A 20,718-nucleotide genomic window follows, 5' to 3' on the forward strand; every position below is an offset into this window, starting at 1 on the left:
TGAACGCCAGCTGTAAACAGCTCGCAAAGAATTTTTAAAATACGCCGCAGGAGAGATTCGCAATGGCTCAGCAGGGCAGTGGTTATCAGGCTCGCTATAAACGCATTCTACTCAAGCTCAGCGGCGAGGCCCTGATGGGCTCGGAAGAGTTCGGGATCGATCCGAAAGTTCTGGATCGCATGGCATTGGAAGTTGGCCAACTGGTCGGCATCGGTGTTCAGGTCGGTCTGGTCATCGGTGGTGGCAACCTGTTCCGCGGTGAAGCGCTGAGCAAGGCTGGCATGGATCGGGTCACCGGCGACCACATGGGCATGCTGGCCACTGTGATGAACGCCCTGGCCATGCGCGACGCCCTTGAGCGCGCCAACATCTCGGCCATCGTGATGTCCGCTATTTCCATGGTCGGCGTGACCGATCACTATGATCGCCGCAAGGCCATGCGTCACTTGAACTCCAAGGACGTGGTGATTTTCGCGGCCGGTACCGGCAACCCGTTCTTTACCACGGATTCGGCTGCCTGCCTGCGTGCCATCGAAATCGATGCCGATGTCGTGCTCAAGGCGACCAAGGTCGATGGCGTCTACACCGCCGACCCGTTCAAAGACCCGCATGCCGAGAAGTTCGATCATCTGACCTACGATGAAGTGCTGGATCGCAAGCTGGGCGTGATGGATCTGACGGCCATTTGCCTGTGCCGCGACCACAAGATGCCACTACGCGTGTTTAACATGAACAAGCCCGGCGCCCTGCTGAACATCGTACATGGCGGCGCTGAAGGAACCCTGATCGAGGAAGGCCAACAATGATCAACGAAATCAAGAAAGACGCTCAAGAGCGCATGCAGAAGTCCGTGGAATCGCTGACGCACAACTTCGGCCGCATTCGTACCGGCCAGGCGCACCCGAGCATCCTGGAAGGCGTGATGGTGCCGTACTACGGTTCCGACACCCCGATCAAGCAAGTCGCCAACATCACCGTCAAGGACGCCCGTACCCTGCAAGTCGTGGCTTTCGAGCGCAACATGCTGGGTGCCGTCGACAAGGCGATCGGCAGTGCGGGTCTGAACCTGAACCCGACCAACCTCGGCGAACTGTTGTTGATCTCCATGCCTGCCCTGACCGAAGAAACCCGCAAGGGCTTCACCAAGCAGGCGCGTGACGTCGCAGAAGACGCCCGTGTTGCCGTGCGCAACATCCGTCGTGACGCCAACAGCCAGCTCAAGGATCTGGTCAAGGAAAAAGAGATCAGCGAAGACGAAGAGCGTCGTGCGACTGGCGAGATCGACGATCTGACCAAGAAGTTCGTGGCTCAAATCGACGCGAACCTGGCGCAGAAAGAAAAAGACCTGATGGCCGTATAAGGGTCGAGTTTTTAATGGACAAGACCAAGCAGACTGCACCGTCCGCGGTGCCGCGCCATGTCGCGATCATCATGGATGGGAACAATCGCTGGGCGAAAAAACGCTTTATGCCGGGTGTCGCCGGGCATAAAGCGGGCGTGGATGCGGTGCGTGCGGTCATTGAGGTCTGTGCCGAGGCCAAGGTCGAGGTGCTGACCCTGTTCGCCTTTTCCAGCGAGAACTGGCAACGTCCGGCCGATGAGGTCAGTGCCTTGATGGACCTGTTCTTCAAGGCACTGCGTCGTGAGGCCAAGCGCCTCAACGACAACAACATCAGCCTGCGCATCATTGGTGACCGCTCGCGGTTTCATCCCGAGTTGCAGGCCGCCATGCGCGAAGCCGAGGCCATGACGGCCGGTGCCAATCGTTTTGTCCTGCAGATCGCCGCCAACTACGGCGGTCAGTGGGATATCGCACAAGCGGCGCAACGTCTGGCCCGGGAAGTCCAGGCCGGACACCTGCGTCCGGAAGACATCACGCCTGATCTGCTGCAGACCTGCCTGGCCACGGGCGACCTGCCGTTGCCGGACCTGTGTATCCGTACCGGTGGCGAGCACCGCATCAGCAACTTCCTGCTCTGGCAACTGGCTTATGCCGAGTTGTACTTCTCCGACCTGTTCTGGCCGGACTTCAAACACGATGCCATGCGCAATGCGCTGGCCGATTACGCTTCCCGCCAGCGCCGCTTCGGTAAAACGAGCGAGCAGGTCGAGGCTGGAGCCCGGGTTTAATGCTTAAACAACGAATCATCACTGCACTGATCCTGCTGCCGATTGCCCTGTGCGGGTTTTTCCTGCTTGAAGGTTCCGGGTTTGCACTGTTCATCGGGCTGGTAGTCACCCTGGGTGCCTGGGAGTGGGCGCGTCTGGCAGGTTTCACCGGTCAGGCCTTTCGCGTCGGCTACGCCGCTGTGGTCGCCTTGATGCTGTTCGTCATGTACATCCTGCCCGGCCTCGCACCGTGGGTCTTGGGCGCTTCGGTGCTGTGGTGGGCGGTGGCGACGTATCTGGTGCTGACCTATCCGCGCTCGAGCGAGCGTTGGTCCAGTGCCGCGACCAAGCTGGTGATCGGCCTGTTGATTCTCCTGCCGGCCTGGCAGGGTCTGGTGCAGATCAAGCAGTATCCGCTGGGTAACTGGCTGATCATGGCGGTGATGGTACTGGTCTGGGGTGCCGATATCGGCGCCTATTTCTCCGGTCGTGCTTTCGGCAAGCGCAAGCTTGCACCGCAGGTCAGTCCGGGTAAAAGCTGGGAAGGCGTATACGGTGGTCTGGCGCTGAGCCTGGTCATTACCACGGTCGTTGCCTTTGTACGCGACTGGACGGTGGCCGAGTTGTTCAAGGGGCTGATCTGCGCTGCGCTGATCGTGTTCATTTCCGTGGTGGGCGACCTCACTGAGAGCATGTTCAAGCGTCAGTCCGGGATCAAGGACAGCAGTAATCTGCTTCCCGGTCACGGTGGTGTGCTGGATCGTATCGACAGCCTGACGGCAGCGATTCCGGTATTTGCCGTGCTGTTGTGGATGGCGGCCCCATGAGCCGCCCGCAACAGATTACCGTTCTGGGTGCGACCGGCTCGATTGGCCTGAGTACGCTCGACGTCATCGCCCGCCATCCTGATCGTTATCAGGTCTTTGCCTTGAGCGGCTTCACTCGCTTGAGTGAGTTGCTGGCATTGTGCGTGCGCCATGTCCCGCGGTTCGCTGTCGTGCCGCAGATCACTGCTGCCCGCACCTTGCAGGATGATCTGCGTGCGGCGGGTCTTTCGACTCGTGTTCTGGTGGGTGAGGACGGTTTGTGCCAGGTCGCTGCCGATCCGGAAGTCGATACGGTCATGGCGGCCATCGTCGGTGCGGCGGGATTGCGCCCGACGCTGGCGGCGGTCGAGGCTGGCAAAAAGATCCTCCTGGCCAACAAGGAAGCGCTGGTGATGTCCGGCGCGCTGTTCATGCAGGCGGTGCGCAAAAGCGGTTCGGTGCTGCTGCCGATCGATAGCGAGCACAACGCGATTTTCCAGTGTATGCCGAACGATTATGCCCGTGGTCTCGGGGCGGTCGGCGTACGGCGGATTTTGCTGACGGCTTCCGGCGGCCCGTTCCGTCAGACGCCCTTGGCTGAGCTGGCGGATGTTTCACCTGATCAGGCGTGCGCACATCCGAACTGGTCCATGGGGCGAAAAATCTCCGTAGACTCGGCCAGCATGATGAACAAGGGGCTTGAGCTGATCGAAGCCTGCTGGCTGTTCGATGCCAGGCCTTCGCAGGTCGAGGTGGTGATTCACCCGCAAAGCGTGATCCATTCGCTGGTCGACTATGTCGATGGTTCCGTGCTGGCACAGCTGGGTAATCCGGACATGCGCACCCCCATCGCCAATGCCCTGGCCTGGCCGGAGCGGATCGACTCGGGTGTGGCGCCGCTGGATCTGTTCGCCATTGCGCGACTGGACTTCCAGGCGCCCGATGAAGAGCGTTTCCCGTGCCTGCGTCTGGCCCGTCAGGCGGCCGAGGCGGGTAACAGTGCGCCGGCGATGCTCAATGCGGCAAACGAAGTAGCGGTGGCGGCATTTCTCGACGAACGGGTTCGTTACCCGGAAATCGCGAGTATCATCGAGGAAGTACTGAGTCTGGAGCCCGTAGTGGCGGTGGATGATCTCGAGGCAGTGTTCACGGCGGACGCGAAGGCGCGATTGCTCGCCGGACAATGGTTGAGCCGTCACGGGCGGTAAATGCCTGGCAGCGGCGGATAGGATTGCGGAGAAAGTAGATGAGCGCGCTCTATATGATTGTCGGCACCCTGGTCGCTCTGGGTGTGCTGGTTACCTTCCACGAGTTCGGCCATTTCTGGGTCGCGCGTCGCTGTGGGGTCAAGGTGCTGCGCTTCTCCGTAGGCTTCGGCATGCCTTTGTTGCGCTGGCACGACAAGCAAGGCACTGAATTTGTCGTTGCCGCCATTCCGTTGGGCGGCTACGTGAAAATGCTCGACGAGCGCGAAGGTGAAGTACCGCTCGATCAGGTCGATCAATCCTTCAATCGCAAATCCGTTCGTCAGCGCATTGCCATCGTAGCGGCAGGGCCGATTGCCAACTTCCTGCTGGCATTGGTGTTCTTCTGGGCATTGGCGATGCTCGGCAGCGAGCAGGTGCGGCCGGTCATCGGAGCTGTCGAGTCCGGCAGCATCGCGGCCAAGGCGGGTTTGAGCCCCGGTCAGGAAATCGTCGCCATCGATGGCGAGGCGACCACTGGCTGGGCGGCCGTGAATCTGCAGTTGGTTCGCCGCCTGGGTGAAAGCGGTTCGTTGCAGATAATGGTTCGCGAGCAGGGCTCCACAGCCGATTCACCTCGTGAACTTGCGCTGGATAAATGGCTCAAAGGGGCTGACGAGCCCGACCCGATTCATTCGCTGGGGATTCGCCCGTGGCGTCCGGCATTGCCGCCGGTCCTGGCCGAGCTCGATCCGAAAGGCCCGGCCCAGGCTGCCGGCCTGAAGACCGGTGACCGCTTGCTGGCGCTCGATGGTCGTACGCTGGATGACTGGCAGCAGGTCGTCGATACCGTGCGTATGCATCCTGATACCAAAATCATGCTGCGGGTCGAGCGTGACGGTGCTCAAATCGACGTCCCGGTGACGCTCGCCGCCCGCGGCGAGAGCAAGTCACCCAGCGGCTACCTGGGGGCAGGGGTGAAGGCGGTGGATTGGCCGCCGGAGATGATCCGCGAGGTCAGTTACGGTCCATTGGCAGCGATTGGCGAGGGGGCTCGACGCACCTGGACCATGAGCGTCCTGACCCTCGATTCGCTGAAGAAAATGTTGTTCGGCGAGCTCTCGGTAAAAAACTTGAGTGGACCGATAACCATTGCTAAAGTGGCGGGCGCTTCGGCCCAGTCGGGTGTTGCTGATTTCCTGAATTTCCTTGCTTATCTGAGTATTAGCCTGGGAGTTCTGAATTTGCTGCCCATTCCTGTGCTGGATGGGGGGCATTTGTTGTTTTATCTGATCGAGTGGGCGCGTGGTCGTCCCTTGTCGGATCGGGTGCAAGGTTGGGGGATACAGATCGGCATCAGTTTGGTGATCGGAGTGATGTTGCTTGCTTTGGTCAATGATCTGGGTCGTCTGTAACGTCGCTGAATTGCGAATCTGCCGCATTTTGCGGCAGTTTGTTTATTGCCAGTTGGAATAAGAAAGGACTTCATGAAACGTCTGCTGCTAACTGCGGTTCTCACCGTATTGATGATCGCCGAAGTTCACGCCGAGTCCTTCACTATCTCTGATATTCGCGTCAATGGCCTCCAGCGGGTCTCCGCGGGTAGCGTCTTTGGTGCTTTGCCGTTGAACGTCGGTGAACAGGCGGATGATCGTCGCCTGGTGGAATCCACTCGTGCGTTGTTCAAAACCGGTTTCTTTCAAGATATCCAGCTGGGCCGCGATGGCAACGTCCTGGTCATCACGGTAGTCGAGCGTCCGTCGGTCGCCAGTATCGAGATCGAAGGCAACAAGGCGATCTCTACCGAAGACCTGATGAAAGGCCTCAAGCAATCCGGTCTGGCCGAAGGCGAGATCTTCCAGCGTGCGACCCTTGAAGGTGTGCGTAACGAACTGCAGCGCCAGTACGTCGCCCAGGGTCGCTACTCGGCTACCGTCGATACCGAAGTGGTGCCGCAGCCGCGTAACCGCGTTGGCCTGAAGGTCAACATCAACGAAGGTACCGTTGCCGCCATCCAGCACATCAACGTGGTGGGCAACACGGTCTTCCCCGATGAAGACCTGATCGACCTGTTCGAACTCAAGACCACCAACTGGTTGTCGTTCTTCAAGAACGACGACAAGTATGCCCGTGAAAAACTCTCCGGTGACCTGGAGCGCCTGCGTTCCTACTACCTGGACCGTGGCTATATCAACATGGATATCGCTTCGACCCAGGTGTCCATCACGCCGGACAAGAAACACGTCTACATCACCGTCAACGTCAACGAAGGCGAGAAGTACACCGTTCGTGACGTCAAGCTCAGCGGCGACCTGAAAGTCCCTGAAGACCAGGTCAAGTCCCTGCTGCTGGTGCAAAAAGGCCAGGTGTTCTCGCGCAAGCTGATGACCACCACCTCCGAGCTGATCACCCGTCGCCTGGGTAACGAAGGTTATACCTTCGCCAACGTCAACGGCGTGCCTCAACCGCACGATGAAGATCACACCGTAGACATCCTGTTCGCGGTCGATCCGGGCAAGCGTGCCTACGTGAACCGCATCAACTTCCGTGGCAACACCAAGTCCGAAGACGAAGTGCTGCGTCGTGAAATGCGTCAGATGGAAGGCGGCTGGGCTTCGACCTACCTGATCGATCAATCCAAGACCCGTCTGGAGCGTCTGGGCTTCTTCAAGGAAGTCAACGTCGAGACCCCGGCCGTACCGGGTGTCGATGACCAGGTGGACGTCAACTACAGCGTTGAAGAACAAGCCTCCGGTTCGATTACCGCCAGCGTCGGTTTCGCCCAGAGCGCCGGCCTGATCCTCGGTGGTTCGATCACTCAGAACAACTTCCTGGGTACCGGTAACAAGGTCAGCGTCGGCTTGACCAAAAGTGAATACCAGAGCCGCTACAACTTCGGTTATGTCGACCCCTACTGGACTGCCGACGGTGTGAGCCTGGGTTACAACGCTTTCTATCGCACCACCGACTATGACGACCTCGATGTCGACGTGGCGAGCTATGCCGTGGACAGCCTGGGTGCTGGCGTGAGCGTCGGCTACCCGATCAGCGAGACTTCGCGTCTGACCTTTGGCCTGACCGCGCAGCAGGATGAGATCAAGACGGGTGTATACACCGTTGACGAGATTTTCGACTTCGTTAACAAGGAAGGCGACAAGTACCTGAACTTCAAGGCTTCGGCCGGTTGGTCCGAGTCCACCCTGAACAAGGGCGTGCTTGCTACCCGTGGTCACTCCCAGAGCCTGGTGCTGGAATCCACGATTCCAGGCAGCGACCTGTCGTTCTTCAAGCTCGACTACCGTGGCCAGTTGTTCCAGCCATTGAGCGAGAACTACACCATGCGTCTGCACACCGAGCTGGGTTATGGCGATGGCTACGGTTCGACCGACGGTTTGCCTTTCTATGAAAACTACTATGCTGGTGGTTTCAACTCGGTACGCGGCTTCAAGGACAGCACCCTGGGTCCTCGCAGTACGCCAAGTACCGGCAAGAACCCTGGTACAGCGACAGACCCCGACCAGGATCCGCTGCCGTTCGGTGGCAACGTCCTGATCCAGGGCGGTGTGGAGGTTCTCTTCCCTCTGCCGTTCGTCAAGGATCAACGCTCCCTGCGTACCTCGGTATTCTGGGATGTGGGTAACGTGTTCGATTCCTCGTGCTCGGATACCACAAACGCTGATGGCACGAAGTCCAACACCAAGTGCAACGACATTAGCCTGAGCAACATGGCCAGTTCTGTTGGTGTGGGTGTGACCTGGGTCACCGCACTGGGTCCTTTGAGTTTCGCATTGGCCATGCCGGTCAAGAAACCGGATGACGCCGAAACTCAAGTGTTCCAATTTTCCCTCGGCCAGACGTTCTAAGCGTCTGACCCAAGATAATGACAATGAATTTTGTAGGAGTGCATCGTGCGTAAGTTGACTCAATTGGTTCTCCTGGCCAGCGTACTGGTCGCTGGTCCGGCATTTGCCGACATGAAAATTGCAGTTCTGAACTATCAGATGGCTTTGCTGGAGTCCGACGCGGCCAAGAAATACGCCGTGGATGCCGAAAAGAAATTCGGTCCTCAGCTGACCAAGCTCAAAACCCTGGAAAGCAGCGCCAAGGGCATTCAGGATCGTCTGATGGCCGGTGGCGACAAAATGCAGCAAGGCGAGCGCGAGCGTCTGGAGCTTGAATTCAAGCAAAAGGCCCGCGACTTCCAGTTCCAGTCCAAGGAACTGAACGAAGCCAAAGCCGTTGCCGACCGTGAAATGCTGAAGCAGCTCAAGCCGAAACTGGACAGCGCTGTGGAAGAAGTCATCAAGAAAGGTGCTTTTGACCTGGTCTTCGAGCGTGGCGCAGTGATTGATGTCAAACCTCAGTACGACATCACTCGCCAGGTTATCGAGCGCATGAATCAGCTGAAGTAATCCATGACCGTGACCATTAAGCTCGGCCAGCTGGCCGAGTTCCTCGGCGCCACGCTACGTGGCGACCCCGAGAAAGCAATTACTGGGCTAGCCACCTTGCAGGAGGCTGGCCCAGCTCAGTTGAGCTTTCTTGCAAATCCCCAATACCGCAAGTACCTGGCAGGCAGTCAGGCTGCAGCCCTGTTGCTGAAGGCCGCTGACGCCGAAGGTCATGACGGGGATGTGCTGGTGGTGCCGGATCCGTATGCGGCTTATGCGCGTGTTTCGCACCTGTTCGATCCAAAACCCAAGGCTGCTGCCGGCATACACCCGACGGCAGTGATCGCGGCGGATGCGGTAGTCGATCCTGCGGCGAGTATCGGCGCTTTTGTGGTGATCGAAAGCGGAGCACAGGTTGCAGCCGGTACGACTGTCGGCGCGCACTGCTTCATCGGCGCTCGCAGCGTGGTGGGTGAGGGTGGCTGGCTCGCGCCGCGGGTAACCCTGTATCACGACGTTCGTGTCGGCAAGCGGGTCGTCATTCAGTCCGGCGCGGTGCTCGGCGGCGAAGGCTTTGGCTTTGCCAACGAAAAGGGTATCTGGCAGAAAATCGCCCAGATCGGTGGTGTGCTGATCGGCGATGATGTGGAAATTGGCGTGAATACCGCTATTGACCGCGGTGCGTTGGCCGATACCATCATCGGCAATGGCGTGAAGCTCGATAACCAGATCCAGATTGCCCATAACGTTCAGGTCGGTGATCACACCGCCATGGCGGCCTGTGTCGGGATCTCCGGCAGCACCAGGATCGGCAAGCATTGCATGCTCGCCGGTGGCGTAGGCCTGGTGGGACACATCGATATTTGCGACAACGTTTTCATCACCGGGATGACCATGGTGACCCACTCGATTACCGAGCCAGGCGCCTATTCTTCCGGTACGGCCATGCAGCCGGCAGCCGAGTGGCGCAAAAGCGCGGCACGCATTCGTCAGCTCGATGACATCGCGCGGCGCCTGCGCCAGCTGGAAAAGCAAGTAGGGGAAGTGACCCCTGACGGTAATGCTTCATCAGATGGCTGATACCATTTCCATATCAAGTGCGCGCAGCCGCTAGACTGCGTCCCTGATTTGCTAGTGGAGCGTGCGCCAGTCGCGCGCCCCCAATCTTTACATAGGCTTCCCCCCGAAATGATGGACATCAACGAGATTCGCGAATACCTGCCTCACCGTTACCCGTTCCTGTTGGTGGACCGGGTAGTGGAGCTGGATGTTGAAGGCAAGCGCATTCGTGCCTACAAGAATGTCAGCATCAACGAACCGTTCTTCAATGGTCACTTCCCTGCGCATCCAATCATGCCGGGCGTATTGATCATCGAAGCCATGGCTCAGGCTGCCGGGATCCTTGGTTTCAAAATGCTCGACGTGAAACCGGCCGACGGCACCCTTTATTACTTCGTCGGTTCCGACAAGCTGCGCTTCCGCCAGCCGGTTCTGCCAGGTGATCAGTTGATCCTTGAAGCCAAGTTCATCAGCTGCAAGCGTCAGATCTGGAAGTTCGAATGCCAGGCTTCGGTCGATGGCAAGCCTGTCTGCTCCGCTGAAATCATCTGCGCGGAACGCAAGCTATGAGTTTGATTGACCCTCGTGCAATCATCGATCCGACAGCCGTTCTGGCTGACGGCGTCGAGGTCGGCCCGTGGTCGATCGTCGGCGCAGGTGTGGAAATCGGCGAGGGGACAGTCATCGGGCCGCATGTGATTCTCAAGGGCCCGACCCGAATCGGTAAGCACAACCGCATCTACCAGTTTTCCTCGGTGGGTGAAGACACGCCTGACTTGAAGTACAAGGGCGAGGAAACCCGCCTGGTGATTGGTGATCACAACGTCATCCGTGAAGGCGTGACGATTCACCGTGGCACCATCCAGGACCGTTCGGAAACGACCCTGGGCGATCACAACCTGATCATGGCGTATGCCCACATCGGCCATGACAGCGTTATCGGCAACCACTGCATCCTGGTGAACAACACCGCCCTGGCGGGCCATGTGCACGTGGAAGACTGGGCCATTCTTTCCGGTTTTACCCTGGTTCATCAGTATTGCCACATCGGTGCCCACAGCTTCTCCGGCATGGGGACGGCGATCGGCAAGGATGTTCCTGCGTATGTCACGGTGTTTGGCAACCCTGCCGAAGCCCGCAGCATGAACTTCGAGGGCATGCGCCGTCGCGGTTTCAGCGAAGAGGCGATCCACGCGCTGCGTCGTGCCTACAAGGTGGTTTACCGCCAGGGCCTGACCGTGGAACAGGCGCTCGCCGAACTGGCAGAGCCGTCCGCCCAATACCCTGAAGTGGCGGTGTTCCGCGACTCCATCCAGTCTTCGACTCGCGGCATCACTCGCTGACCATGGTCAATCTGCGTATTGCGCTGGTAGCGGGTGAGGCTTCCGGTGACATTCTGGGTGCGGGCCTCATGCGCGCGCTCAAGGCTCGTCACCCTGCCGTCGAATTCATTGGAGTCGGCGGTCCGCTGATGCAGGCTGAAGGCCTGACCTCGTACTTTCCGATGGAACGCCTGTCCGTCATGGGCCTGGTGGAAGTGCTGGGCCGTCTGCGCGAACTGCTGGCACGGCGCAAGAAGCTGGTAGCCGACCTGATCGCCGCAAAGCCTGATGTGTTCATCGGTATCGATGCGCCGGACTTCAACCTCAATATCGAACTCAAGCTGCGTCAGGCCGGCATCAAGACCGTGCATTACGTCAGCCCGTCGGTCTGGGCCTGGCGGCAGAAACGCGTGCTGAAGATTCGCGAAGGCTGCGACCTGATGCTCACGCTGTTCCCGTTCGAAGCCAAATTCTACGAAGAAAAAGGCGTGCCGGTGCGGTTCGTCGGCCATACCCTGGCTGATGCCATCCCCCTGCAAGCCGATCGCGCCGCTGCGCGGGCCGAACTCGGTTTGCCTGACGGGCCGCTGGTGGCGTTGATGCCTGGCAGCCGTGGCGGTGAAGTCGGCCGGCTCGGCGCGTTGTTTTTCGATACTGCGCAGCGCCTGCGGGCGTTGCGTCCGGGGGTGCGGTTTGTGGTCCCGTGCGCCAATGCGCAGCGTCGCGCACAGCTTGAAGAGCTGTTGGCCGGTCGCGATCTGCCATTGACCCTGCTCGACGGCCAGTCCCATCTGGCCCTGGCCGCGTGCGATGCGGTGCTGATTGCTTCCGGCACCGCAACCCTTGAGGCGCTGCTGTACAAGCGGCCGATGGTGGTCGCCTACCGTCTGGCGCCGCTGACGTTCTGGATTCTCAAGCGCATGGTCAAGAGTCCGTATGTTTCGCTGCCGAACCTGTTGGCCCAGCGCCTGTTGGTGCCCGAGTTGTTGCAAGACGATGCGACGGTCGAAGCGCTGGCCCAGACCTTGTCGCCGTTGATCGAGGGTGGGGAAGAGCAGACCCGCGGCTTTGACGAGATTCACCGGACCTTGCGTCTGGACGCCTCCAACCAGGCTGCGGATGCAGTGCTGAACCTGATCGGCCAAGTACAGTGAGTAAAACGAACATGCAAATGGGGCTGGATTTCACCTTGGTCGCTGAAGTCGAAGAATTGGTTGCCGGCGTCGATGAAGTCGGTCGCGGCCCGCTTTGTGGCGCCGTGGTGACGGCGGCGGTGATCCTTGATCCGAACCGCCCGATCCTGGGCCTGAACGACTCGAAGAAACTCACCGAGGCTCGCCGCGAAAAGCTCTACGACGAAATCTGCGAAAAGGCCCTGAGCTGGTGCATCGCTCGCGCCGAAGTCGAAGAGATCGATGAACTCAATATCCTGCACGCCACCATGCTGGCCATGCAGCGTGCGATCGCCGGGCTGCATGTCCAGCCGAAGCTGGCGATGATCGACGGCAACCGTTGCCCGAAACTGCCGATGCGCTCCGAGGCCGTGGTCAAGGGCGATAGCAAGGTTCCCGCCATCGCCGCCGCATCGATCCTGGCCAAGGTCAGCCGTGATCGTGAAATGGCTGCGTTCGAATTGATCTACCCGGGTTACGGCATCGGCGGGCATAAAGGCTACCCGACGCCCGTTCATCTGGAAGCGCTGGCACGGCTTGGGCCGACCCCGATTCATCGGCGTTCGTTTGCCCCTGTGCGGCTGGCGTATGAGGCTCGCGAAGGATTGATCGAGAGTTAGTCGCAAGGCTGATGTTTTACTCAAGGCCCGGTACAATCCGGGCCTTGTTGTTTTCACGTTCACAGACAGGATCACTATGCCGGCTTCATTCGTTCACCTACGCCTGCACACTGAATACTCCCTGGTCGACGGTCTGGTGCGGATCAAACCGCTGGTCAAGACCCTGGTCGGCATGAACATGCCTGCCGTGGCGGTCACCGACCAGAACAACATGTGTTCCCTGGTCAAATTCTATAAAAACGCCATGGGTGCCGGGATCAAGCCGATCTGCGGCGCCGACCTGTGGCTGTCGAACAAGGATCCGGACAACCCGCTGAGCCGGATCAGCCTGCTGGTGATGAACGCCGAAGGCTATCGCAACCTCACCGAGCTGATTTCCCGCGGCTTTATCGATGGTCAGCGCAATGGCGCGGTCATCATCGAGCGCGAATGGGTGGCTGAAGCCAACGCCGGCTTGATCATGCTGTCGGCGGCCAAGGAGGGCGAGATCGGCCAGGCCATGCTCAGCGGCAACCCCGCCGAGGCCGAAACCCTGGCCCGCGAATGGATGGACGTGTTTCCGGATCGTTTCTACCTGGAAATCCAGCGCACCAGCCGCCCCAACGATGAAGAACAACTGCACGGCGCCGTGGCGCTGGCCGAGAAGCTTGGTGCGCCGCTGGTGGCGACCAACGATGTGCGCTTCATCAAGCAGGAAGACTTCGCCGCCCACGAAACCCGCGTCTGCATCGGCGAAGGCCGCGCCCTCGACGATCCGCGGCGTTCGAAGAACTACAGCGATCAGCAGTACCTCAAAAGCGCCGATGAAATGGCCGAGCTGTTCAGCGACATTCCCGAGGCGCTGGAAAATACCGTCGAGATCGCCAAGCGCTGCAATATCGAAGTGATGCTGGGCACGCACTTCCTGCCCAACTTCCCGATCCCCGATGGCATGACCATCGACGAATACTTCCGCAAGGTCTCGTTCGACGGCCTGGAGGAACGGCTTGCAGTACTGTGGCCCAAAGACACCACCGAAGACTACGAGGCCAAGCGTCAGGTCTATGTCGACCGGCTGAATTTCGAGCTGGATATCATCATCCAGATGGGCTTCCCCGGTTACTTCCTGATCGTGATGGACTTTATCCAGTGGGCCAAGAACAACGGCGTGCCGGTAGGTCCAGGCCGTGGATCGGGTGCCGGGTCGCTGGTGGCCTATGTGCAGAAGATCACCGACCTCGACCCGCTGGAATATGACCTGCTGTTCGAACGTTTCCTCAACCCGGAACGGGTCTCCATGCCCGACTTCGACGTCGACTTCTGCATGGACGGTCGTGACCGGGTAATCGACTACGTGGCCGAGAAATACGGCCGCAATGCGGTGAGCCAGATCATCACCTTCGGTTCCATGGCCGCCAAGGCTGTGGTCCGCGACGTGGCGCGGGTGCAGGGCAAGTCCTACGGGCTGGCGGATCGTCTGTCGAAGATGATCCCGTTCGAAGTCGGCATGACCCTGGAAAAGGCCTACGAGCAGGAAGAGATCCTGCGCGACTTCATCAAGGTCGATGAAGAAGCCGCGGAAATCTGGGAAATGGCGCGCAAGCTCGAAGGCGTTGTGCGTAACGTCGGCAAGCACGCCGGTGGTGTGGTGATCGCGCCGACCAAGCTCACCGACTTTTCGCCGATCTATTGCGACGAGGCCGGTGACGGCCTGGTAACCCAGTTCGACAAGGATGACGTTGAGGCTGCCGGCCTGGTGAAGTTCGACTTCCTCGGCCTGCGGACCCTGACGATCATCGACTGGGCGCTGAAAACCATCAACCGCGAGCGCGCCAAGGTCAACGAGCCGCCGCTGGATATCGCGTTCATCCCGCTGGACGACAAACCGACCTACACGCTGCTGCAGAAAGCCGAAACCACAGCGGTGTTCCAGCTTGAATCGCGCGGCATGAAGGAGCTGATCAAAAAGCTCAAGCCCGACTGCCTGGAAGACTTGATCGCACTGGTGGCGCTGTTCCGTCCGGGCCCGCTGCAATCGGGCATGGTTGACGACTTCATCAACCGTAAGCACGGCCGCGCCGAATTGGCGTACCCGCACTCGGACTACCAGTACGAAGGCCTCAAGCCAGTACTGGCGCCGACTTACGGCATCATCCTGTATCAGGAACAGGTGATGCAGATTGCCCAGGTCATGGCCGGTTACACCCTCGGTGGTGCGGACATGCTGCGTCGAGCCATGGGTAAGAAAAAACCCGAGGAAATGGCCAAGCAGCGTGGCGGTTTCATTGAAGGTTGCGCGACCAACAATATCGACGCCGACCTCGCCGGTAACATTTTCGACCTGGTGGAAAAATTCGCCGGCTACGGCTTCAACAAATCCCACTCCGCCGCCTATGGCCTGGTGTCGTACCAGACCGCGTGGCTGAAAACCCATTACCCGGCGCCGTTCATGGCCGCGGTATTGTCGGCGGATATGCACAACACCGACAAGGTCGTGACCTTGATCGAAGAAGTGCGCACGATGAAGCTGCGTCTCGACGCGCCGGACGTGAACACCTCCGAATTCAAGTTCACGGTGAACGACGAAGGCCGGATCATTTACGGCCTGGGCGCAATCAAGGGCGTGGGTGAGGGCCCGGTCGAGGCGATCACTGAAGCGCGCCTGAAAGGCCCGTTCAAGGATCTGTTCGATTTCTGCGCACGGGTCGACCTCAAGCGCATCAACAAGCGCACCCTCGACGGTTTGATCCGCAGCGGTGCGCTCGATCGCCTCGGGCCGTATTTCCACGATGAGCAGAAAGCCTACCAGGCCAACATCGACCGCAATCGCGCGGTGCTGCTGACGGCCATGGAAGAAGCGATCAAGGCGGCCGAACAGACCGCGCGCACCCAGGACAGCGGTCACTCCGACCTGTTTGGCGGTCTGTTCGTCGAAGAAGACGCCGACGTCTACGCCAATCACCGCAAAGCCAAGGAACTGACCCTCAAGGAACGCCTGAAAGGGGAGAAAGACACCCTCGGCCTGTACCTGACCGGTCACCCGATCGACGAATACGAGGGTGAAATCCGTCGTTTCGCCCGCCAGCGCATCATCGATCTCAAGCCGGCGCGCGATACCCAGACTGTCGCCGGGATGATCATCGCCTTGCGGGTCATGAAGAACAAAAAGGGCGACAAGATGGGGTTCATCACCCTTGACGACCGCTCCGGGCGGATCGAGGCCTCGCTGTTTTCCGAGTCGTTCCATGCGGCGCAGTCGCTGTTGCAGACCGACGCCATGGTGGTGGTCGAAGGCGAAGTCAGCAATGACGACTTCTCCGGCGGCCTGAAGCTACGGGTCAAGCGGGTGATGAGCATGGAAGATGCGCGCACCAACCTGGCCGAAAGCCTGCGCCTGAAGTTGCATGCCAAGGACCTCAAGGGCGATCAGCTACGCTGGCTGGGTGAATTGTTGAAGCGTCATCGCGGCGCGTGCCCGGTCACCATGGACTACACCAGCCCCGATGCGAAGGCCATGTTGCAGTTCGGCGAAGGCTGGCGAATCGATCCGGCGGATGCGTTGATTCAAGCCCTGCGTGACCAGTTCGGGCGAGACAACGTCTTCCTCCAATACCGTTGACGGTCAGTGCCAGCAGATTGCCCTGACCTTGACCTGAATTTTTAATCTCGACCTCAACGCGCCTGTCCCTTAAGGTAGGGCGCGAATAGACAACCGGCCGGCCCAAGAACCCTTGGGACTCGACCCAAGACGGACGCCTATGAACCCGAATTTTCTAGATTTCGAACAGCCGATCGCCGACCTGCAAGCCAAGATCGAAGAGTTGCGCTTGGTCGGTAATGACAATTCGCTGAATATCGGCGATGAGATCTCCCGCCTGCAGGACAAGAGCAAGACGCTGACCGAAGACATCTTCGGCAAGCTGACCAGCTGGCAGATCGCACGTCTGGCGCGTCACCCGAAACGTCCGTATACCCTGGACTACATCGAACACATCTTCACCGAGTTCGACGAACTGCACGGTGACCGTCACTTCTCCGACGACGCTGCCATCGTTGGCGGTATCGCCCGTCTGGACGACAAGCCGGTGATGATCATCGGTCACCAGAAAGGCCGTGAAGTGCGCGAGAAGGTTCGCCGCAACTTCGGCATGCCGCGTCCGGAAGGCTACCGCAAGGCTTGTCGCCTGATGGAAATGGCCGAACGTTTCAAGATGCCGATCCTGACCTTCATCGACACCCCGGGCGCCTACCCTGGCATCGACGCTGAAGAGCGCAACCAGAGCGAAGCGATTGCCTGGAACCTGCGAGTCATGGCCCGCCTGAAAACCCCGATCATCGCCACCGTGATCGGTGAAGGTGGTTCCGGCGGTGCACTGGCGATCGGCGTCTGCGACCAGTTGAACATGCTGCAGTACTCGACCTACGCGGTGATCTCGCCGGAAGGTTGTGCTTCGATTCTGTGGAAAACCGCCGAAAAAGCGCCGGATGCCGCTGAAGCGATGGGCATCACCGCCGAGCGCCTCAAAGGCCTGGGTATCGTGGACAAGGTGATTGGCGAGCCATTGGGCGGCGCGCACCGTGACCCCGCCACTGCAGCCGCGTCGATCCGCGCCGAGCTGAGCTCGCAACTGGCGATGCTCAAGAAGTTCGACAACGATGCGCTGCTCAAGCGCCGTTATGATCGCCTGATGAGCTACGGTCTGTAATCGGATCTCGCTGTACCCATGTGGGAGCGAGCTTGCTCGCGATGAGGGTTTAACATTCAACAAACATGTTGGCTGTTCTACCGCTATCGCGAGCAAGCTCGCTCCCACATTTGATTTGTGCAAAGGGAAAGATATGGATCGGCCCGGAATTGATTTGCCTTCCAGACTCTTGCTGAATCTGAAGTCGTGGCGCAACGCCACCGCTTGGCACATCGCCTTCTCCGGCGGCCTCGACTCCACCGTCCTGCTGCACCTTCTTGCACACCTCGCCAAAACCCAATCCCTGCCGACGCTCAACGCCATCCATGTCCATCACGGCCTTCAAGCCGCGGCCGATGCGTGGCCGGAACATTGTCGTTCCGTGTGCGCTGCGCTGGGCGTGCCGCTGCAAGTCGTTCGCGTGCAGGTGCAACCGGGCGCCAGCCTTGAACGTGCAGCCCGGGATGCGCGCTATCACGCCTTCACTGAAACCGTTCAGGCCAACGAAGTGCTGCTGACGGCCCAGCACCGCGACGATCAGGCGGAAACCCTGCTGTTTCGATTGCTGCGTGGGGCCGGTGTGCGCGGGCTGTCGGGAATGCCGCGTCAGCGTCCGTTGGGCAAGGGTCATCTGCTGCGGCCATTGCTTGATGTCACACGGGCTGAACTGGAGGCTTATGCCAGCGAGCAAGGCTTGAGCTGGGTCGAAGATCCTTCGAACGAGGATCGGCAGTACTCGCGCAACTACCTGCGACATCAGGTGTTTCCTGCGTTGGCCTCGCGCTGGCCGCAAGCGGTGGCGACCATGGCTCGCAGCGCTGCGCACTTGAGTGAGGCGCAGGCATTGCTCGATGATCTGGCGGACATCGATTTGAGTCTGGCGAGCACGGTCAGTGATTTCGATTGGCTGGGCTTGCCGTCTCTGGAGCTGGCAGCACTGGAGAAACTCTCGGTCGCACGCCAGCGAAATGCAATCAGTCGCTGGTTGGAACCACGCACGCGAATGCCGGACAGTGACCACTGGTCGGGTTGGGAAGATTTGCGTGATGCCACCGGTGATGCCCGACCGATCTGGCGCTTGGCGCAGGGCGAGTTGCATCGGGCCGGCGGACGAGTCTGGTGGGTGTCCGGTGCCTGGCTGAATCCATTGCCCGTTGCAGGAACATGGCTGGACCCCGCTCTGCCGCTGGTGTTGCCAGGCAACGGCGTGCTCACGCTCAGCGGCAAAATCCCCGATGGCCCGGTGCAGATCCGCTATCGTGAAGGCGGTGAGGTAATGGGTTTGCCGAACCGCGGGCATCGGGACCTGAAACGTTTGCTCAATGAAAACGCTGTACCGTCCTTCGTGCGCGGCAGATTGCCGCTGCTCTACAAAGACGGCCAATTGCTGGCGGTAGCGAACCTCAAGGGGCTCGATGGTGGTGCGATCGGCGACTGGCATTTGCATTGGCAGCCACTGAACGAAGATCAAGGTTTGAGCTGAAAGGGGCTTTCCGGTAGACTACGCTCCCTTCTTGATACAACTTCTGTGGATTCGCCTGAATTGCAGGAGTTGCCGATTACCAAGCAGTCTTTGCTGGGCGATTCCAAAAAATGTGTAGCGAGCAACGAACCGGTGATTCATTTCCCGGTCTGTCCCAACGCGGCGGTTTTTTTGAAAGGTGCACTGTGATTAATGCAGGTGATCGGGGGCTTCGGCCTTCCTTCGCTTTCCCCGGCGGCTCGGACCGCTTTAACGCAGACTTCTAGGGTTTTTCATGACGCGCTACATATTCGTCACGGGCGGTGTTGTTTCTTCATTGGGGAAAGGCATTGCATCGGCATCATTGGCGGCCATCCTGGAGGCGCGGGGACTTAAGGTCACCATGCTGAAGCTGGACCCGTACATCAACGTCGACCCGGGCACCATGAGCCCGTTCCAGCACGGTGAAGTGTTCGTCACCCACGACGGCGCCGAGACCGACCTGGACCTGGGCCACTACGAGCGGTTCATCCGCACGACCATGACCCAGAACAACAACTTCACCACCGGCCGTGTCTACGAGCACGTGCTGCGCAAAGAGCGCCGTGGTGACTACCTGGGTGCAACCATCCAGGTGATCCCGCACATCACCGACGAAATCAAGCGCCGCATCATCAAGGGTGCTGGCGACGCCGACGTGGCAATGGTCGAGATCGGTGGCACCGTGGGTGACATCGAGTCGCAACCGTTCCTCGAGGCGATCCGCCAACTGCGTTTCGAAGTCGGTGCCAAGCGCGCGATGCTGATGCACCTGACACTGGTGCCGTACATCGCCACTGCCGGCGAAACCAAGACCAAGCCAACCCAGCACTCGGTCAAGGAGTTGCGTTCCATCGGCCTGCAGCCGGACGTGCTGGTCTGCCGCTCCGATCACCCGATCGATGTGTCTTCGCGCCGCAAGATCGCGCAATTCACCAACGTTGAAGAACGTGCGGTGATCGCGCTGGAAGACGCCGACACCATCTACAAGATCCCGGGCATCCTGCACTCCCAGGGCCTGGACGATTTCGTCGTCGAGCGTTTCGGCCTGCAATGCGGCGGTGCCGACCTGTCCGAGTGGGAAGCCGTGGTCGACGCCAAGCTCAACCCTGAGCACGAAGTCACCATCGCCATGGTCGGCAAGTACATGGAGCTGCTGGACGCCTACAAGTCGCTGATCGAAGCGATGAGCCACGCCGGGATCAGCAACCGTACCAAGGTCAATCTGCGCTACATCGATTCCGAAGACATCGAGAACCAGGGCACTGCTCTGCTCGAGGGTGTCGACGCCATCCTGGTGCCTGGCGGCTTCGGTCTGCGTGGCGTTGAAGGCAAGATCACCGCCGTGCAATACGCTCGCGAAAACAAGGTTCCATACCTGGGTATCTGCCTGGGCATGCAAGTGGCCGTTATCGAGTTCGCTCGTAACGTCATGGGCTGGAAAGACGCCAACTCCACCGAGTTCGATCGTGCAAGCGGTCACCCGGTCGTGGGTCTGATCACCGAGTGGGAAGATGCCACCGGCGCCGTCGAAACCCGTACCGAAACTTCCGATCTGGGCGGCACCATGCGCCTGGGTGCACAGGATTGCCTGCTGGAGCCAGGTTCCCTGGTTCACGGTTGCTACGGCAAGGACGTGATTGTCGAGCGTCACCGTCACCGCTACGAAGTGAACAACAACCTGCTGCCGCAAATCATGGAAGCCGGTTTGAAGATCTCCGGGCGCTCCGGTGATGGCGCACTGGTTGAAGTGGTTGAAGCACCGGATCACCCATGGTTCGTCGCTTGCCAGTTCCACCCTGAGTTCACCTCGACGCCACGCGACGGTCACCCGCTGTTCAGCGGTTTCGTCAAGGCAGCGTTGACTCAACACCAGAAGAAGGCGTAACC

The 20,718-nt window shown here is 59.6% G+C and carries 17 protein-coding genes; all 17 read left to right on the top strand.

Annotated elements, in window-relative coordinates; all coding sequences use genetic code 11:
* The first annotated feature begins 62 nt into the window (after nt 1-62).
* The 17 genes from pyrH to EI969_RS23810 all read left to right on the top strand — a co-directional run bounded on the left by pyrH (nt 63) and on the right by EI969_RS23810 (nt 20,716).
* Entirely contained in the window at nt 63-806 is a 744-nt protein-coding gene (pyrH, locus tag EI969_RS23730) for a UMP kinase (RefSeq protein ID WP_003222124.1), read from the top strand.
* The gene (gene frr, locus EI969_RS23735; protein WP_150718422.1) at nt 803-1,360 is read left to right on the top strand and encodes a ribosome recycling factor; all 558 of its coding nucleotides are present in this window, start codon (nt 803-805) and stop codon (nt 1,358-1,360) included. The genes pyrH and frr overlap by 4 nt, the downstream gene beginning before the upstream one ends.
* Before the next feature lie 14 nt (nt 1,361-1,374).
* Nucleotides 1,375-2,130, top strand: a complete 756-nt coding sequence (gene uppS / locus EI969_RS23740) for a polyprenyl diphosphate synthase (protein ID WP_160389928.1) — start codon at nt 1,375-1,377, stop codon at nt 2,128-2,130.
* Nucleotides 2,130-2,936, top strand: a complete 807-nt coding sequence (locus EI969_RS23745; RefSeq protein WP_160389929.1) for a phosphatidate cytidylyltransferase — start codon at nt 2,130-2,132, stop codon at nt 2,934-2,936. The genes uppS and EI969_RS23745 overlap by 1 nt, the downstream gene beginning before the upstream one ends.
* Nucleotides 2,933-4,123: a 1-deoxy-D-xylulose-5-phosphate reductoisomerase gene (gene ispC, locus EI969_RS23750; RefSeq protein WP_160389930.1), complete on the top strand. Its 1,191-nt coding sequence runs from the start codon at nt 2,933-2,935 to the stop codon at nt 4,121-4,123. The genes EI969_RS23745 and ispC overlap by 4 nt, the downstream gene beginning before the upstream one ends.
* A gap of 38 nt (nt 4,124-4,161) precedes the next feature.
* Nucleotides 4,162-5,514 carry a sigma E protease regulator RseP gene (rseP, locus tag EI969_RS23755; RefSeq protein ID WP_160389931.1) on the top strand — a complete coding sequence of 451 codons (1,353 nt, stop codon included), beginning with the start codon at nt 4,162-4,164 and terminating at the stop codon, nt 5,512-5,514.
* 72 nt (nt 5,515-5,586) lie between these two features.
* Complete coding sequence (bamA, locus tag EI969_RS23760; protein WP_160389932.1) at nt 5,587-7,962, top strand: outer membrane protein assembly factor BamA; 2,376 nt, start codon at nt 5,587-5,589, stop codon at nt 7,960-7,962.
* 45 nt (nt 7,963-8,007) lie between these two features.
* Nucleotides 8,008-8,511 carry an OmpH family outer membrane protein gene (locus EI969_RS23765; protein WP_007990260.1) on the top strand — a complete coding sequence of 168 codons (504 nt, stop codon included), beginning with the start codon at nt 8,008-8,010 and terminating at the stop codon, nt 8,509-8,511.
* 3 nt (nt 8,512-8,514) lie between these two features.
* On the top strand, nt 8,515-9,570 hold the full coding sequence (gene lpxD / locus EI969_RS23770) for a UDP-3-O-(3-hydroxymyristoyl)glucosamine N-acyltransferase (protein WP_160389933.1): 1,056 nt from the start codon (nt 8,515-8,517) through the stop codon (nt 9,568-9,570).
* 108 nt (nt 9,571-9,678) lie between these two features.
* Nucleotides 9,679-10,119, top strand: coding sequence for a 3-hydroxyacyl-ACP dehydratase FabZ (gene fabZ, locus EI969_RS23775; RefSeq protein WP_007978374.1), 441 nt, complete (start codon nt 9,679-9,681; stop codon nt 10,117-10,119).
* On the top strand, nt 10,116-10,892 hold the full coding sequence (lpxA, locus tag EI969_RS23780) for an acyl-ACP--UDP-N-acetylglucosamine O-acyltransferase (RefSeq protein ID WP_160389934.1): 777 nt from the start codon (nt 10,116-10,118) through the stop codon (nt 10,890-10,892). Before fabZ ends, lpxA begins: the two co-directional genes overlap by 4 nt.
* Nucleotides 10,893-10,894: 2 nt before the next feature.
* Nucleotides 10,895-12,025, top strand: coding sequence for a lipid-A-disaccharide synthase (lpxB, locus tag EI969_RS23785; protein ID WP_160389935.1), 1,131 nt, complete (start codon nt 10,895-10,897; stop codon nt 12,023-12,025).
* 11 nt (nt 12,026-12,036) lie between these two features.
* Nucleotides 12,037-12,663: a ribonuclease HII gene (gene rnhB / locus EI969_RS23790; RefSeq protein ID WP_160389936.1), complete on the top strand. Its 627-nt coding sequence runs from the start codon at nt 12,037-12,039 to the stop codon at nt 12,661-12,663.
* A 76-nt stretch (nt 12,664-12,739) separates the two neighbouring features.
* Nucleotides 12,740-16,261: a DNA polymerase III subunit alpha gene (dnaE, locus tag EI969_RS23795; protein ID WP_160389937.1), complete on the top strand. Its 3,522-nt coding sequence runs from the start codon at nt 12,740-12,742 to the stop codon at nt 16,259-16,261.
* 139 nt (nt 16,262-16,400) lie between these two features.
* Nucleotides 16,401-17,348, top strand: a complete 948-nt coding sequence (locus EI969_RS23800; RefSeq protein WP_150718431.1) for an acetyl-CoA carboxylase carboxyltransferase subunit alpha — start codon at nt 16,401-16,403, stop codon at nt 17,346-17,348.
* A gap of 133 nt (nt 17,349-17,481) precedes the next feature.
* On the top strand, nt 17,482-18,810 hold the full coding sequence (gene tilS / locus EI969_RS23805) for a tRNA lysidine(34) synthetase TilS (protein WP_160389938.1): 1,329 nt from the start codon (nt 17,482-17,484) through the stop codon (nt 18,808-18,810).
* A 274-nt stretch (nt 18,811-19,084) separates the two neighbouring features.
* Nucleotides 19,085-20,716: a CTP synthase gene (locus EI969_RS23810; protein ID WP_110657475.1), complete on the top strand. Its 1,632-nt coding sequence runs from the start codon at nt 19,085-19,087 to the stop codon at nt 20,714-20,716.
* Nucleotides 20,717-20,718: the final 2 nt, after the last annotated feature.

Origin of the sequence: Pseudomonas sp. PB101 (assembly GCF_009764265.1) — a bacterium.
Classification (GTDB): Bacteria; Pseudomonadota; Gammaproteobacteria; order Pseudomonadales; family Pseudomonadaceae; genus Aquipseudomonas.

What these genes read in the sequence shown, in the direction of transcription:
- pyrH (WP_003222124.1), top strand. Translation starts at nt 63, where the DNA reads ATGGCTCAGCAGGGCAGTGGTTATCAGGCTCGCTATAAACGCATTCTA.
- frr (WP_150718422.1), top strand. Translation starts at nt 803, where the DNA reads ATGATCAACGAAATCAAGAAAGACGCTCAAGAGCGCATGCAGAAGTCC.
- uppS (WP_160389928.1), top strand. Translation starts at nt 1,375, where the DNA reads ATGGACAAGACCAAGCAGACTGCACCGTCCGCGGTGCCGCGCCATGTC.
- EI969_RS23745 (WP_160389929.1), top strand. Translation starts at nt 2,130, where the DNA reads ATGCTTAAACAACGAATCATCACTGCACTGATCCTGCTGCCGATTGCC.
- ispC (WP_160389930.1), top strand. Translation starts at nt 2,933, where the DNA reads ATGAGCCGCCCGCAACAGATTACCGTTCTGGGTGCGACCGGCTCGATT.
- rseP (WP_160389931.1), top strand. Translation starts at nt 4,162, where the DNA reads ATGAGCGCGCTCTATATGATTGTCGGCACCCTGGTCGCTCTGGGTGTG.
- bamA (WP_160389932.1), top strand. Translation starts at nt 5,587, where the DNA reads ATGAAACGTCTGCTGCTAACTGCGGTTCTCACCGTATTGATGATCGCC.
- lpxD (WP_160389933.1), top strand. Translation starts at nt 8,515, where the DNA reads ATGACCGTGACCATTAAGCTCGGCCAGCTGGCCGAGTTCCTCGGCGCC.
- fabZ (WP_007978374.1), top strand. Translation starts at nt 9,679, where the DNA reads ATGATGGACATCAACGAGATTCGCGAATACCTGCCTCACCGTTACCCG.
- lpxA (WP_160389934.1), top strand. Translation starts at nt 10,116, where the DNA reads ATGAGTTTGATTGACCCTCGTGCAATCATCGATCCGACAGCCGTTCTG.
- lpxB (WP_160389935.1), top strand. Translation starts at nt 10,895, where the DNA reads ATGGTCAATCTGCGTATTGCGCTGGTAGCGGGTGAGGCTTCCGGTGAC.
- rnhB (WP_160389936.1), top strand. Translation starts at nt 12,037, where the DNA reads ATGCAAATGGGGCTGGATTTCACCTTGGTCGCTGAAGTCGAAGAATTG.
- dnaE (WP_160389937.1), top strand. Translation starts at nt 12,740, where the DNA reads ATGCCGGCTTCATTCGTTCACCTACGCCTGCACACTGAATACTCCCTG.
- EI969_RS23800 (WP_150718431.1), top strand. Translation starts at nt 16,401, where the DNA reads ATGAACCCGAATTTTCTAGATTTCGAACAGCCGATCGCCGACCTGCAA.
- tilS (WP_160389938.1), top strand. Translation starts at nt 17,482, where the DNA reads ATGGATCGGCCCGGAATTGATTTGCCTTCCAGACTCTTGCTGAATCTG.
- EI969_RS23810 (WP_110657475.1), top strand. Translation starts at nt 19,085, where the DNA reads ATGACGCGCTACATATTCGTCACGGGCGGTGTTGTTTCTTCATTGGGG.